This window comes from Catellatospora sichuanensis (assembly GCF_007483665.1).
Taxonomy (GTDB): Bacteria; Actinomycetota; Actinomycetes; order Mycobacteriales; family Micromonosporaceae; genus Catellatospora; species Catellatospora sichuanensis.
The window spans coordinates 12,308-26,551 of the sequence record NZ_VIQO01000032.1 but is presented as its reverse complement, the minus strand read 5'-3'; the positions used below and the strand labels follow the sequence as shown (position 1 = coordinate 26,551).

The 14,244-nt window shown below is 67.0% G+C and carries 10 protein-coding genes; 5 read left to right on the top strand and 5 right to left on the bottom strand.

Features of this window, described 5'->3' with window-relative positions:
* Nucleotides 1-182: 182 nt before the first annotated feature.
* From FLL47_RS35340 to FLL47_RS45045, 5 genes are all read right to left on the bottom strand, one after another.
* Nucleotides 183-1,877 (bottom strand): GH39 family glycosyl hydrolase, encoded by a 1,695-nt coding sequence (locus FLL47_RS35340; protein ID WP_144127013.1) that lies wholly within the window; start codon nucleotides 1,875-1,877, stop codon nucleotides 183-185.
* 318 nt (nucleotides 1,878-2,195) lie between these two features.
* Nucleotides 2,196-3,896, bottom strand: a complete 1,701-nt coding sequence (locus tag FLL47_RS35335; RefSeq protein WP_144127012.1) for a glycoside hydrolase family 43 protein — start codon at nucleotides 3,894-3,896, stop codon at nucleotides 2,196-2,198.
* Nucleotides 3,896-5,422, bottom strand: a complete 1,527-nt coding sequence (locus FLL47_RS35330; RefSeq protein WP_144127011.1) for an alpha-N-arabinofuranosidase — start codon at nucleotides 5,420-5,422, stop codon at nucleotides 3,896-3,898. Before FLL47_RS35330 ends, FLL47_RS35335 begins: the two co-directional genes overlap by 1 nt.
* A 212-nt stretch (nucleotides 5,423-5,634) precedes the next feature.
* A complete protein-coding gene (locus FLL47_RS35325) occupies nucleotides 5,635-6,684 on the bottom strand; it encodes a LacI family DNA-binding transcriptional regulator (RefSeq protein WP_246159078.1) in 1,050 nt (349 codons plus the stop codon).
* 140 nt (nucleotides 6,685-6,824) lie between these two features.
* Nucleotides 6,825-7,067, bottom strand: a complete 243-nt coding sequence (locus tag FLL47_RS45045) for a glycoside hydrolase family 95-like protein (RefSeq protein WP_342780388.1) — start codon at nucleotides 7,065-7,067, stop codon at nucleotides 6,825-6,827.
* A gap of 435 nt (nucleotides 7,068-7,502) precedes the next feature.
* On the opposite strand from FLL47_RS45045, the gene FLL47_RS35320 reads away from it, so the two are divergent.
* From FLL47_RS35320 to FLL47_RS35300, 5 genes are all read left to right on the top strand, one after another.
* Nucleotides 7,503-9,197 carry a type 2 periplasmic-binding domain-containing protein gene (locus FLL47_RS35320; protein ID WP_246159077.1) on the top strand — a complete coding sequence of 565 codons (1,695 nt, stop codon included), beginning with the start codon at nucleotides 7,503-7,505 and terminating at the stop codon, nucleotides 9,195-9,197.
* Nucleotides 9,198-9,287: 90 nt separating this feature from the next.
* Nucleotides 9,288-10,340, top strand: coding sequence for an ABC transporter permease (locus tag FLL47_RS35315; RefSeq protein ID WP_144127010.1), 1,053 nt, complete (start codon nucleotides 9,288-9,290; stop codon nucleotides 10,338-10,340).
* A 9-nt stretch (nucleotides 10,341-10,349) separates the two neighbouring features.
* Nucleotides 10,350-11,303: a carbohydrate ABC transporter permease gene (locus FLL47_RS35310; RefSeq protein ID WP_144127009.1), complete on the top strand. Its 954-nt coding sequence runs from the start codon at nucleotides 10,350-10,352 to the stop codon at nucleotides 11,301-11,303.
* A gap of 144 nt (nucleotides 11,304-11,447) precedes the next feature.
* Complete coding sequence (locus tag FLL47_RS35305) at nucleotides 11,448-12,002, top strand: DUF624 domain-containing protein (protein ID WP_144127008.1); 555 nt, start codon at nucleotides 11,448-11,450, stop codon at nucleotides 12,000-12,002.
* 110 nt (nucleotides 12,003-12,112) lie between these two features.
* Nucleotides 12,113-14,203: a glycoside hydrolase family 36 protein gene (locus tag FLL47_RS35300; protein WP_144127007.1), complete on the top strand. Its 2,091-nt coding sequence runs from the start codon at nucleotides 12,113-12,115 to the stop codon at nucleotides 14,201-14,203.
* The last annotated feature ends 41 nt before the right edge of the window (nucleotides 14,204-14,244 follow it).

Genomic DNA, 14,244 nt, shown 5'->3' with positions numbered 1-14,244 from the left:
CGTTCACCCAGTTCACGGCACATACCGCATTCAGCGTAGCGGATCGCATCATGCCAAAATGGACAACATATGATTCCGCGCGCCCTCTAGTTGGCGACGTTGCCAACCCTGTGGTGACGTGCGGCATGTCCAATCCGCACCAGTAGGCACCGTCGTCGGTGTACTTGCACATGTACGCGTCCTCAGTGCCGAATAGACCCTCCTCGTGGTCGAAGAGCTCCTGGAATGCGGCAAGCAGCGGCGCGGGCAAGCGTCGGCGCGACCGAGGCGACCGCCCAGGCGGGCAGCGTGAGGTCGATGTCGAGAACGCCGTCGTCGCCGACGGTCAGCGTGCTGCGGTGGAGGCCGTCGGCGACGTGGCGCAGCTCGGCGGTCTGTTCCCGCGTGATGTTGAGCGGGGCGCCCATCTGGTACCAGGCCTCGGCGACGTTCCCGTGCTCCCAGTCGAGGATCTCCACGGTGAGCTCGGTGCCCGGGCGCAGTCCCTCGACCCGGTGCCGGACGCGGCGCTCGGGGCCCATCTCGGCGAGGGCTCGCGTCTCGGCGTAGCCGTTGCGGGACGCGAGCCCCGTCGTGCCCATATCGGCGGGGTAGTTGTAGAAGATGGCCGACACGTCACCCGTCGCGGACGAGCGGGTGATGGCGCCGTCGGGCAGCTCGGCCAGGAGGCGGTCACCGAGGCGGTGGAGCATGGCCATCGCGTGGAACGTCGGCTTGTGCAGGCCGTTCTCGTTAACGAACCCGAAGCCTCCGTGGAAGGGGCCGATGCCGCCGCCGCCCTCCTCGAACACGTCGGTGAAGGTCCAGTAGGAGATCGAGTCGGCCAGCGGCGCGCCCTTGAGGAACGCCCGGACGATGTACGCGGCGGCGAAGAGCGTGTCGTGGATCGCGTCGCGGCTCGACGGCGAGGTCGACCACTCGGTGATGTGCAGCTCGGCATCCGGGTACGGGCTGTTCTCGATGATCGTGCGCAGGACCTGCAGGTCGACGTACGTGGCGTCCTTCTGGCGCGTGATCGCTTTGAGGTTGCCCAGGGAGTCCGCCGCGTAGTCGGTCGGATACAGGTGGGTGGAGAGGAAGTCGATCGGCAGCCCGCGCTGCGCGCAGTACTCGATCAGCTCGTGGATCCACACCGGCTGCCAGTCGAGCTCGTCGGGGTCGGTGGCCACCGCGGTCTCGACCTCGAGCGACGGGTCGTGGGTCTCTCCGGAGTAACGGGCGTCGGGGACGAACACGCTCGTCGACGGGCCGCCGACCCGCAGCCGGGGGTCGATGGCCTTGATCGCGCGCGCCGTGGCCTCGTATAGCTCGAAGTACTCGGTGCGCGTCCCGGTCCAGAAGTTGGGCACGAGGTTCGGCTCGTTCCACACCTCGAACGGCCACCGCCGCACCTCGTCGATGCCGTACCGCTCGATCCAGTGCCGCACGGTGGCGTCGACCAGCGCGACCCATTGGCCCATCTCCTTGGGCGGGCTGCAGTGCGCCTTCCACCAGAACAGCGTCTCGGTCTGGGTGGCGAGCTCGCGCGGCATGAACCCGAGCTCCACGAACGGGCGGGCGCCCGCGTCGAGGATTGCGTCGAACACCTTGTCGACATATGCGAACGTGTAGACCGGCTCGGGCAGCGGCTGGTTCGGGCCGAAGCCGCCGCCGTTGTCCGTCCGGTAGACGAACATGTCGTCGTGGAACAGGCCGTGGAAGCGCACGTGCCGGGCGCCCAGCACCTGGACGGCCTCGCGGAAGTGCGCCTGCCAGTCCGCCCGCAACGCCTCATTCGCGCGGCCAGCACCGACGCACTCGTTCCACACATGATGCAGCCGCACCTCGGCGGGTTCCTGTCCGTCGATCAGCAGGGCTGACGTCGCCTGCTCAGTCATCGAATGCCTCCGTGGGTACTCCGGCCTTCAGGCCGGAGAGGAAACGGAACTCCTGCGGAGCAGGGCAGGAAAAGGCGGTTCGCCGCCAAGGCGAATCCGGCGTACGCCGGTGTCGCACAAGTGGACAGGTGTGCTAATTTGTTGTGGCCTGGCCGGCGAAAACCAAGCCGGCCGGGCCTACCGCCGGGCTGGCGGGAAGTCAGGTCTGTGGAGCTTGTGTAAGACCGATGAGCGGCCCACCGCTCCTTGCTGGTAACCCAGGTCGGCAACGGGCTGCGAAGCAGAAAGTTCAACCCGCGAGGGTCGAATCCCCCTGCTTCAGCTGGGGGAGATGTCAAGAACAGCTCCTTCGCTCCGTCGGTGAGTAGGGCTTGCGAGCCCGGTGGGGTCGCTGACACGGAACCAGTCCACGTCGACGTAGCCTCCGGGCTCGGCAGTGGCGTAGTTGAAGAGGGCGAACCGGTACCCGGTGAAGTGCGCGAGGTCGTATTGCATCCGCAGGGTGTCGCCCAGCCGCGTCCAGTTGCTGCAGTCGTACGAGTACGCGAACGACGCCGTATCGACGGCATCCCGGAAGTCGACGTCAGCGCGCAGGTAGACGACGTCCGCCCGCAGCGGCACCGGTGCGCTGGTGAAGGCGATGACGCCGTCGCCGCCCGCCCGGCGCATCACCAGGCTCTTGGTCCCGCCCTCCATCGTCACGGCGATGTATCCGTACTTGCGCTGGTAGGCGGAGATGCCTGCGACGTCCCCGTCCTTCATGTGCGAGACGTCCAGCGAGATGGCGCCGGAGCTCGCGGGTCCGAGCGTGCGTTGGGTGAGCGTGTTGCGCGCATCGAGGATGCTCGACGCGACGCTGCCCGTGGTCAGCCGCAGGTGTCCGGGCCGCTCGGTGAGCGACCAGAACCGGTTGTCCGGGTTGTGGTTCCACTGCCACTGGAGCCCCAGGTCCGACCCGTTCCATGCGTTCTCGGCGGACTCTGCCAGGAGGTCCGCGTTGGCCGTGTTCCAGTGGCCCGCGCGCTCGAGGAGGTTGTCGAAGTCGTCCGAGGCGACGACGGCGGCCCCGTCACCGGCCGTCCGTGCGGCCGCCGCGGGCGCTTGCGGATGGAGAGCGAACACCGGCCACCCATCGTCGTCCCAGGTCACGCCAATGAGCTGAGGCGCACGACCCAGCGGGCCCTCGTCCTGGAACAGCATGGCGTACCACTGTCCGTCGGATGTCTGAACGACTCCTCCCTGGGCGACGCCGGTTCCGGGTCGGCCCCCGACCGTCACGCCCTGGCTGAGCACGACCCGGCCCTCCCACACGCCGCCGGCCGACTGCGGCGTCAGCGACGTCGACCGCCACAGCACCTCCTGGCGGATGCCACCCGACGGCCACTCGATCATGAAGACGTAGTAGTAGTCCCCGATCTTGTACGCGTGCGCGCCCTCGGCGTTCAGTCCGCTGGTCTGGTCGACGTTGGCGTCCTCGACGAGCCGGGCCGCCGGGCCGCCCCAGGCAAGGGTCCCGTCGTCGTGCCGCCGCAGCCTGCGCAGGTCGATCGACCCGCCACCGTAGACAAGCCAGACGTCGTCGCCGTCGAACAGCAGCGACTGATCGTGGGCGTACCCGTCGAGCACCGACCTGGTCCACGGCCCGTGCTCGATGTTGGGAGTCGAGTAGACGTACGTCTGCTGCGTGGTGAGGCTGCCGACCGACACGTAGTAGGTCCCGTCATGGAACCTGATGCTCGCTGCCCAGCTGCCCTGGCCGTACGCGTCCTGGCCGTTGCGCAGCGCCAGCGCGTCCGTGTCGTCGAGGATCGCCGCGGTGTACCCGGCGATGGACCAGTGCACCAGGTCGCCCGAGCGCATGATCGGGACGCTCGGCGCGAAGTACATGGTCGTGCTGACCATGTAGTAGTACCGGCCGTCGAAGATGACGTCCGGGTCGGGCACGTCCGCGAAGATGACGGGGTTGGTGACGTCTGCCCGCGCCCCGCCGTCGCGGATGTTCACCTCCGGTCGGTCCATCAGCGCAGCTCGAGCGCCACGGTGACGTAGCAGTGGGCAGGCAGCTCGACCTCGAGCCCCCGGGGGTGGGGGTGCACGCCGGCATGGTCGGTAGGGGCGACGGCGTCGAGCTGTTCGGGAGTGTTGTGCGCGTCGAGCGCCTTGGCGGTCAGCACCCGCGCGGTGTGCCCGACGACATCGCGGCCGCGCAGGTCCAGGACGAGGGTGCGGTCCGTCTCGGCGTCGAGGTTGGACAGCGAGACCAGGGCGGTGTCGCCCTTGACCGACGCGGACGCCGAGACGAGCGGCAGCTCGGTCGCGCCGACGGCGCGAGTCTCGACGCCGCGCAGGTGCACCGCGAGGGCGGCGCCGTCGTGATGGCCGGTGTTCATGGCGAAGACGTGGTACGTCGGGGTGAGCACGAGCGCCCCGCTGTCGGGGTCGGTGAGGATCATGGCCTGCAGCACGTTGACGGTCTGGGCGATGTTCGCCATGACCACGCGCTCGGCGTGACGGTGGAACGCGTCGAAGTGCACGGAGGCGACCAGGGCGTCGCGCAGCGTGTTCTGCTGGTACAGGAACCCGGGGTTGGTGCCCTTCTCCACGTTCCACCACGTGCCCCACTCGTCCACGACCAGGCCGACCTTGCGGTGCGGGTCGTAGCGGTCCATGACCGTGGAGTGCCGGGTGAGCAGCTCTTCCATGCGCCGGGCGCGGGCCATGGTCACGTACCACTGGTCCGTGCTGAACCCGGTGGCGTCGCCCTTGTCCGACCACGGCCCGGCCATCGTGTAGTAGTGCAGCGACACGGCCTGGAACGGGCCCGCCGAACCGGCTCGGTCCGCTGCCAGGTCGTCGAACGAGCGCATGAGCGTCTCGGTCCAGTGCAGGTCGGCCTCGTTCGCGCCCGCCGCGATCCGGTACAGCAGGTTGCCGCCGTGGTTGCGGCAGTAGGTGGCGTACTGCCGGGCCAGCGACGCGAACTGTTCGGCGCGCAGGTTGCCGCCGCAGCCCCACGCCTCGTTGCCCAGTCCCCAGAACGGCACCCGCCACGGCTGCTCGCGCCCGTTCGCCCGCCGCAGCGCCGCCATCGGTGAGTCGTCCGCCCGGGTCAGGTACTCCACCCACTCCGACATCTCCGCCACCGACCCGGACCCCACGTTCCCCGACACGTACGGGTCCGCACCGAGCAGCTCGCACAGGTCCATGAACTCGTGCGTGCCGAACGCGTTGTCCTCCACCACGTCGCCCCAGTGCGAGTTGACCATCCGCGGGCGGCTCTCGCGCGGGCCGACGCCGTCACGCCAGTGGTAGTCGTCGGCGAAGCAGCCGCCCGGCCAGCGCAGGTTCGGGATCGAGATTGCCCGCAACGCCTCGACCACGTCCGAGCGGATGCCCCGCACGTTCGCGACCGGCGAGTCCTCGCCCACCCAGAACCCGCCGTAGATGCACCGCCCCAGGTGCTCGGCGAAGTGCCCGTACACGTGCCGGCTGATCGTGGCGCCGGGCAGGTCGAGGTCGATCACTGCGATCGTGCTCGTCGTCATCAGATTCCTTCCGTGGATACTCCGGCCTTCAGGCCGGAGAGGAAACGGAGCTCCTGCGCAGCAAGAGGGCAGAGCCGATCCGCCGCCTCGGCGGACCGGCGTACACGCCGGCGCGCAAGGCGGACGTGCGCGCAGAGGTGCTCACAGCTTGGTTCCCTTCGACCGAACCGGGCTAGAGGGGCGCGCGGCGTTCCGCGCGTGAGTGCACGGCCCTAGGCGCCACCGCGGGTGGAGCCACGCACCACGAGGCTGACGGGCGCGACGACGTGCTCGGCCGGGCCGGTCCAGCCCGCCATCTGCCGGCGCAGCAGACCCACCGCGGTCTCGGCGACACCTTCATGGTCCGCGTCGACGGAGGTGAGGCCGGGCGGGACGAAGTTCGCCATGTCGAGGTTGTCGAACCCGGCGAGCTGGACGTCGACGGGCACCCGAAGCCCGCTCTCTGCCAGGGCCGCGATCGCGCCGAGCGCGATGACGTCGGTGACGGCGAAGACGCCGTCGAAGGGCAGACCGGACGCGATGACGTCGAGCAGGGCATCGCGTCCGGCCGCCGACGTGTAGGTGGAGACGGGCACCACATGGCGTGCGTCGACATCGAGGCCGGCATCGCGAAGTGCGCGCTCCCAGCCAGCGCGGCGGTCCGACGACATCATGTGCGCGGTGTCGAACGTGCAGCCCAGCGCAAGGATGCGTCGCGAGCCGTGCTCGATCATGTGCGCCGTCGCGAGGCGGGCGCCCTCTTCGTTCGCCAGCCGCACGTGGTTGAAGCGGTCGGGCACGTCGCGCTCGCCGAGCAGCACGATCGGCTTGGGCGTGCGCACGCGGTCCAGCTGGTCGCGGTCGAGGCCGGCGACGGACAGCAGGACGCCGTCGTAGTACTGGAGTCGCGCGACGCTCAGCGCCGCCATCTCATGCTCCGGGCTGGCGCTCGTCCGCTCGAGGACGAGGTGCCGCCCGTCGGCCTCGATCAGCGGCGCGATCTTGTCTGCGATCTCACCGAAGTAGTCGTGGAAGCTGGGCACGATGAAGGCGACGGTGTCGGTCCGTCCCGCGCGCAGGTGTCGCGCGGTCAGGTTGACCTCGTACCCTAGAGCCGCGACGGCGGCCATGACGCGGGCACGCGTCGGCTCGTTGACCGGGAGGCGCTCGTTGAGGACGTTCGACACGGTCATGGTCGACACGCCCGCCTCACGGGCGACATCCGCCATCGTCACCCTCGCCATGTGTATCCTCCTGTCCGCGACGTTCTGCCAGCCCAGCAACCTCTGACGAGAGGCTCGCGGCTCGGACATACCGCGGGGTGCCGTCATATTATCGATAAAATGCGGCTTGGCAAGTGGTCCACCTCGCCTGACGGGGCGAGCTTCTGCTGACCATGTGAGGGTGCGGCACCATCCCACGCCTACGGCGCCACCACGGTCACCGTCGCGCCGGCCTGCAGCGACACCCTGCGCCTGATGCGCACCTGCCCGTCTCCGGGCACGTCGATGGTCACCTCACGCGTCGCCAAGGCGTGAAGCATCATGGTCGACAGCACCCTGTCCCGCCACTCGAGATCGGCGGCGTCACCGCCCCGGACGCGCAGTCCGCGTGCCTTTCCCGATGTCCATCCGGCGGGCAATGCCGGCAGGATTCGGCTGGCCATGCCCGCCCTGGAAGGCCGACGACGGGGTATCCCTCGATCGAGCCCATCCCTTTCGCCGTGACTTCGGCCTACCACCGCCACCGCCGAAGTGGCCAAAGTGAACAGACAGTCGCGCTGCGAGATCGATCGCGTACGGCGAGCTGGATACGTTCAGCCGTACCTACCTGCCCACGCCGACCTGTACGCCGACAGGGCGTCGTTCCGGAGGGTGTGGCGCATGCGGCTCCTTGCGTGTGGACCGGGACGTCACGGCGGAGTCTCGGTTCGTGCGCGGGGCTTGACGGAACTCGATCGCCTCTCTACTTTATCGCTAAAATCACGCCGCGGTTAAGACGCGAGGCCGAATTTCGCGTCCGCAGCGCACAGCTTCCGGTCAACATCGCCCGGACAGTTTTCTCACAGCAGAGACGTCCGGACAGTTCCGAAAGGAGAGACATGAAGCGCAACCTTAGACTCGGCGGCCTGCGCCGGGCCGGGCGGCAGCTCACCGTGGCCGCCACGGCCATGGCACTGATCGCCCTGCCTGCCTGCACGTCGGACGAAAGCGCGGACGACTCGGAAACGCTGAGCCCCAGCAACCCGACGACGCTCTCGGTCTGGATCACGTCGGCCCAGCAGGCCCCGGCACCCGACAACAAGATCACCAAGCTGCTCAAGGACAAGCTCGGTGTCACCCTCACGTACGAGATCGTCACGCCGGACAACGAGGACCAGAAGATCGGTGTCATGCTCGCGGGCGGTCAGTACCCCGACCTCGTCGGCACCGGCGACCTGAAGCAGCGTTTCCTGGAGGGCGGCGCTCTCCGGCGCCTGGACGACATGCTGACGACGGGGCACTACCCCGACCTCGCTGCGCACGTCAAGGACGACGTCAAGAAGATGAGCTACTCGGGCGACGAGGTGGACAAGGGCCTGTACATCTTCCCGAACTACAACCGCTTCTACGGCGACATCACCGGCGGCACCTACTACGGTCCCGCGTTCTGGATCCAGAAGCGTGTGCTCGCGGACGCCGGCTACCCGGACCTCGGCAACATGACGCTCGACCGCTACTTCCAGCTCATCTCGGACTACAAGGCGAAGCACCCCCAGACCAACGGCGCCCCCACCGTCGGCTTCGAGATTCTGGCGTCCAAGGGCCGTGAGTGGGGCATGACCAACCCGCCGGCGCTGCTGACAGGCTCCCCGAACAACGGTGGCGTCATCGTCGACAGCAACAACAACGCGTCGATCTACGCCGACAAGGACGTCGCGAAAAACTTCTACAAGGTCCTCAACCAGCAGTACAACGCGGGCCTCGTCGACCGCGAGTCCTTCACCCTGACGTTCGACCAGTACACCGCGAAGCTGGCCACCGGCGCCGTCCTCGGCATGCACGACCAGGGCTGGAACTTCGGGACCGCCACCCAGTCGCTGCAGAGCGCCGGCAAGGACGAGAACACCTACGTGCCCCTCATGCCCGTCTACGACGGGGTGACGCCCTGGTACGCCGACCGCGCCGTCATGAACATCAACCAGGGGTTCGGCGTCTCGGTCTCCAGCAAGCAGCCGAAGAAGGCACTGAAGTTCCTCGACACCATGCTCAGCGAGGAGTGGCAGAAGACGCTCTCCTGGGGCATCGCCGGCGAGGACTACCAGGTCGGCGCCGACGGCGTCTTCTCCCGCACGGACCAGCAGCGGAAGAACTACAAGGACATCACCTGGCGTTCCCACAACCGTCTCGACGCGCTGCTCGACATGCTGCCCAAGCACCAGGGCAAGTTCTCCGACGGCAACGCCTACAGCCCCGACGACCAGCCCGCCGAGTTCTACGCGACGCTGAGCGACTACGACAAGAACTTCATGGCGAAGTACGGCAACAAGAAGACCTGGCTTGACTTCATGAACAAGGTGCCGGACAACCCCAAGTACTACCCGGCGTGGAACATCAAGCTCTCCGACGGCGCCAACCAGGTCAACCAGCAGCTGACCGACACCAGCGTGCAGAACCTGCCGAAGATCATCGCCGGCAAGCCCGCCGACTTCGACAAGAACTGGCAGGCCTACGTCGACTCCATCCACAAGGTCGACGTCAAGGTGTACGAGGACGCAGTCAACGCCGGCATCAAGAACCGTCTGGCCAACTGGTAACAGTCTGCGAGCAGTCGTGGTGGGCGGCGTGCGCCCCCCACCACGACGCGTTCTCGATTACCACCCACTGCTCCTGACGAGGTTGGACAGATGACGGACGCCACGGTCAGCACCCCTGTGCCCGCCACCGGGCTCGAACCGGCCCCGGAGCCGGCGAGCAGCTCGCGTGCCCAGAAGCGCAAGGCCCGAAAGAAGGCAGCGAAGGATCCCAAGCGCAAGATCACCTGGGACAGGGTCTGGGCGCAGCGAGCCCTGCTGGCGATGTCCGTCCCGCTGCTGCTGTACCAGATCCTGTTCAAGTACGTCCCGGTCTACGGCTGGGCGATCGCCTTCCAGCACTACAAGCCGGGTCGCGGCAGCATCTGGAACCAGCAGTGGGTGGGCCTCGAAAACTTCCACAACCTGTTCACCGGTGTCAACGGCGAGCGGTTCCGCCAGGTCGTGGTCAACACGATGGGACAGTCGGTCCTGACCCTGATCGTCGGGACCTTCGGGGCCATTGTCCTGGCGCTGCTGCTGAACGAGGTAAAGAACCTGCCGTTCAAGCGGATCATGCAGAACATCACGTACATGCCCCACTTCCTCAGCTGGGTGATCGTGGCGAGCCTGGCATCGGTGGCGCTCTCGCTGCCCTCCTCCGGCGGGTTCATCAACCAGGGCCTCATGAACCTGCACATCGTCGACGAGCCGGTCCTGTTCCTGACCCAGCCGAACTACTTCTGGGAGATCGTCGCCGGGACGAACCTGTGGAAGGAGCTGGGCTGGAACACGATCCTCTACCTGGCCGCGATCACTGCGATCGATCCGGGCCTGTACGAGGCCGCCGAGGTCGACGGAGCGGGCCGCTATCGCAAGATGTTCAGCATCACGCTCCCGAGCATCAGGCCCACGATCGTCGTGCTGCTCATCATCAACAGCGGCTGGATCCTGTCCACGAACTTCGAGCTGCCGTACTTCCTCGGCAACGGCCTGGTGTCCGAAAAGTCCGAGACCATCGACGTCTTCGTGCTGCGCTATGGCTACCAGCTGGGCAACTACAGCCTCGCCGTCGTCGCGGGCATCTTCAAGACCATCGTCGCCGTCATCCTGGTGGGCTCGGCGAACCTAGCGGCCAAGCGCCTCAACCAAGAGACGCTGGTCTAGGAGGACTTCATGTCAGGCACCACTGTCGCGAAGCCTCTGACGCGGCGCGCATCACGAGGCGGGTCACGGCGTCGCAAGCGGACGGTCGAGCAGATCATCTTCACGACGCTCAACACGACCTTCCTGCTGGCCCTCGCGGCGCTCATGATCTACCCGCTGCTGAACACGCTCGCCATCTCCCTGAACGACGGCAACGACGCCGTCCGTGGCGGGATCGGCATCTGGCCTCGGGTCTTCTCGCTGCAGAACTACAACGTCGTGTTCAACATGACCACGATCTACCAGGCGTTCGTCATGAGCGTCCTGAAGACGGTCGTGGTGGTGGCGACAAACCTGGTCTTCACCTCGATGCTCGCCTACGCGCTCAGCCGCAAAGAGTTCATCTTCCGCCGCTCGATCACCCTGATCTTCGTGCTGACGATGTACTTCGACGCCGGGCTGATCCCCAACTACCTGCTCATCAGGGACCTGGGCATGCTGAACAGCTTCCAGGCCTACTGGGTGCCGACGATCATCAGCGCGTTCAACCTGATCGTCCTGCGCACGTACATGAAGTCGATCCCCGACGAGATCATCGAGTCGGCACGGACCGACGGCGCGGGCGAGTTCCGCATGTGGTGGCAGATCGTGATGCCGCTGTGCAAGCCCGCGCTGGCCGTGGTGGGTCTGTTCGTGGCCGTGGCCAGCTGGAACTCCTGGCTGGACACCCTGCTCTACAACTCGGGCGATCAGGCGTTGTCCACCCTGCAGTACGAGTTGCAGAAACTACTGGCGAGCTCGATGAACGCCGGCATGAACTCCGTGGCCGCCACGGGCAGCGCGCAGTCTGGCGGGCAGGTCACCACACCGATCGCGCTGCGATCGACGATCACCGTGGTGGCGGCCGTCCCCATCCTGCTCGTCTACCCGTTCCTGCAGAAGCACTTCGTGTCCGGTCTCGTGATCGGCTCCGTGAAGGGCTGACGGCGCCGGGCTCCCGCCCGCCGCGGCAGGCCGACCCCGTCCTCAGCACCCCGCAACTCCGCACCCGGAAAGGCGCCGACCATCTTCCGTTACCACCCCGCGTCGCGACTGTGGCGCATCCTGGACTCGCTCGGCTCCGTCATCGTGATCAGCCTGTTCTGGCTCGTGAGCCTCGGCCTCGTCGTGACGGCGGGAGCGGGAACGGTGGTCGCCTACGAGGTGTGCCGCCGGTACGTCCTGGGCAAGGACGCAGGCCTCTGGGCCATCGCCACGAAGGCCTTGCGGCAGAGCTGGAGGCAGGCGACCGTCATCGGCCTGCTGGCCGTCCCGGTCGCGGCCGTGGGCATCCTCACGCTCTCCTACCTGCCCACTCTCGGGCTGGCCGAGGTCTGGGTGCCGCTCACCGTCGTCGGACTTTTCCTCCTGGTCCTGGTCTTCTGGTGCCTCCCCCTCGCAGCCCGCTTCACCAACCCCACCTGGCGCCAGGTGCTCAACGGGCTCACGTTGGGGCTGACGACGCCCAGCCTGACGTTCCTGCTCGGGCTCGCCGTGGTCCTCGGGGGCGTCGCCATCTGGAACTTCATGCCCGCGGTGTTCGTGGCGCCCGGCCTGATCCTCCTGTGGTGGTGCTACCTGCTCGAGGGGTTCTTCGTCGCCCGGGGGTACGTGCAACCGGAGCCGAAGGAGGCGGAGGTCTGACGCTCCCCAGCCGAGGCCACAGCCGTGCGGCAGTCCGTAGTTGGCCTTCGTGCGCTCAATCGCGGCCACCGCTGGGTGCTACTTCGACACGGTCTTTGAAAGGAGTAGTCGTGGAGGTCCTGAAGGACTACGTCCTCGGGGACACGATCGCCCGCTACCTGCAGCCTGGTCCGGGCGGGCCGGTGGGAATGATGCTCTTCCCGGCAGCAATGGCAGGCCAGGTCGCCGAGAAGTCGTCTGCCATCGACTCGCTCGTCCAGATCAAGACCGTCGGTGACACATACCCGGGCGGTTCGGCCGGTCGTTCGTTGCGGAACGGAGGCACTGTCGCCACGCTCACCCTCGAGTCGCAGCTCGAGGTCACGACCGACGCCGGTGTCACGGTCGTGACCCTCCTGCGCACGCACCAAGGGTGCCTCGTCGAACACCATCTGCGGTGGCAATCGGGCGAGGCCGCGCTGGACTCATTTGCTGTCCTTCGCAACGAGGGACCGGACACGGTGACGCTAGAGCTGCTCTCCTCGTTCTCGCTCACTGGTCTGACACCCTTCGCCGGCGACGATGCCCCCGGCGATCTGATCCTGCACAGGCTGCGCAGCGCCTGGTCGGGTGAGGGGCGTCTGGTGTCTGACCACGTCGAGGACCTGAGCCTGGAGCCAGCCTGGGCCAGCTGGGAGCGGTGCCTGCGCTTCGGTCAGGTCGGATCTTGGCCAGTGCAAGGGTTCTTCCCGACGGCGTTCCTCGAGGACAGCCGCGCCGGCGTCTGCTGGGGCGTGCAGATTGCCCACCCGGCCTCGTGGCAGATCGAGCTAGGCCGGACGGACGCCGCCCTCAACCTGTCGGGCGGGCTAGCGGATCGTGAGCTGGGCCACTGGACGAAGAGCGTGGCTCCCGGGGAGGAGTTCCGTACCCCCGTCGCATACCTGACGGTCACGCAGGGTGGAGTGGACGACGCCGCCCACCGGTTGACGGCTCGCCACCAGCTCTTCCTGGATGTGCCAGCGGTCGAAGAGGCTCTGCCCGTCATCTTCAATGAATACTGCACCACCTGGGGTTCGCCGTCGCCGCAGAACCTTGGTGCGATCGTCGACCGGCTTGCGGGCAAAGGGATTCGATATCTCGTCATCGACAGCGGCTGGTACAAGGCCGAGGGCAGCGAATGGTTCAACGGTCACGGCGACTGGGAACTGGACCGCCGAACGTTCCCCGACGGACTGACCGAGGCGCTTGATCACGTGCGGTCCGCCGGCATGATCCCCGGCATCTGGTTCGAGTTCGAGACGGTCGGCTCCCGGGCCACGTCATTCACGCTGACCGACCACCTGCTCAAGCGCGACGGCGTCCCCGTCACCGTAGGCGGCCGGCGCTTCTGGGACTTCCGCGATCCGTTCGTGATCGGGTACCTCAAAGACCGGGTGATCGACTTCCTCAAGGCCAACGGCTTCGGCTATCTCAAAGTCGACTACAACAACAGCATCGGAATCGGGTGCGACGGAGCAGAGTCCCTCGGTGAGGGGTTGCGACAGCAGATGGCCGCAGTCCAGGGCTTCTTCCGGATGATCCGCGAGGAGATGCCGGAGCTCGTGATGGAGAACTGCGCGTCCGGCGGCCACCGGCTGGAGCCCTCGATGCTGGCCCTCACAAGCATGTCGTCATTCTCGGACGCCCACGAGTGCGCGGAGATCCCCATCATCGCCGCCAACGTGCAACGCGCACTGCTCCCGCGGCAGAGCCAGATCTGGGCAGTGCTGCGCGCGCAGGACTCCCCACAGCGGCTCGCGTACTCGCTCACCGCGACCATGCTCGGCCGGATGTGCCTATCGGGCGACATCCACGAACTGAGTGACGAGCAGTGGGCTGTGGTCTCCCGGGCAATCACCTTCTACAGGGCGGCGGTCCCGGTGATCAAGAACGGTGTCGGTCACCGGTTCGGACCGAAGGTGAGCAGCTATCGGCACCCCGAAGGGTGGCAGGCAGTCCGGCGAGTGTCCAACGACGGCGCCCAGATCCTGGTCGTCGTCCACCGGTTCGGAGCCGCTGAGCGAACTCCGATCGAGGTTGCTTTGCCACCGGGCAGGTACGAGGTCAGCGACCTCTACTCCCACCGCGAGATCGTGGTCAAGCTGTCCGAGGAACTAGTAGCCGTGGAGCTGAATGAGCCGTTCTCTGCCGCGGCATTGCTGCTCACGCAGATCGAGTGAGATATGCCGGGAATCCCGATCCGCGCCGGCTGCCGTAATAG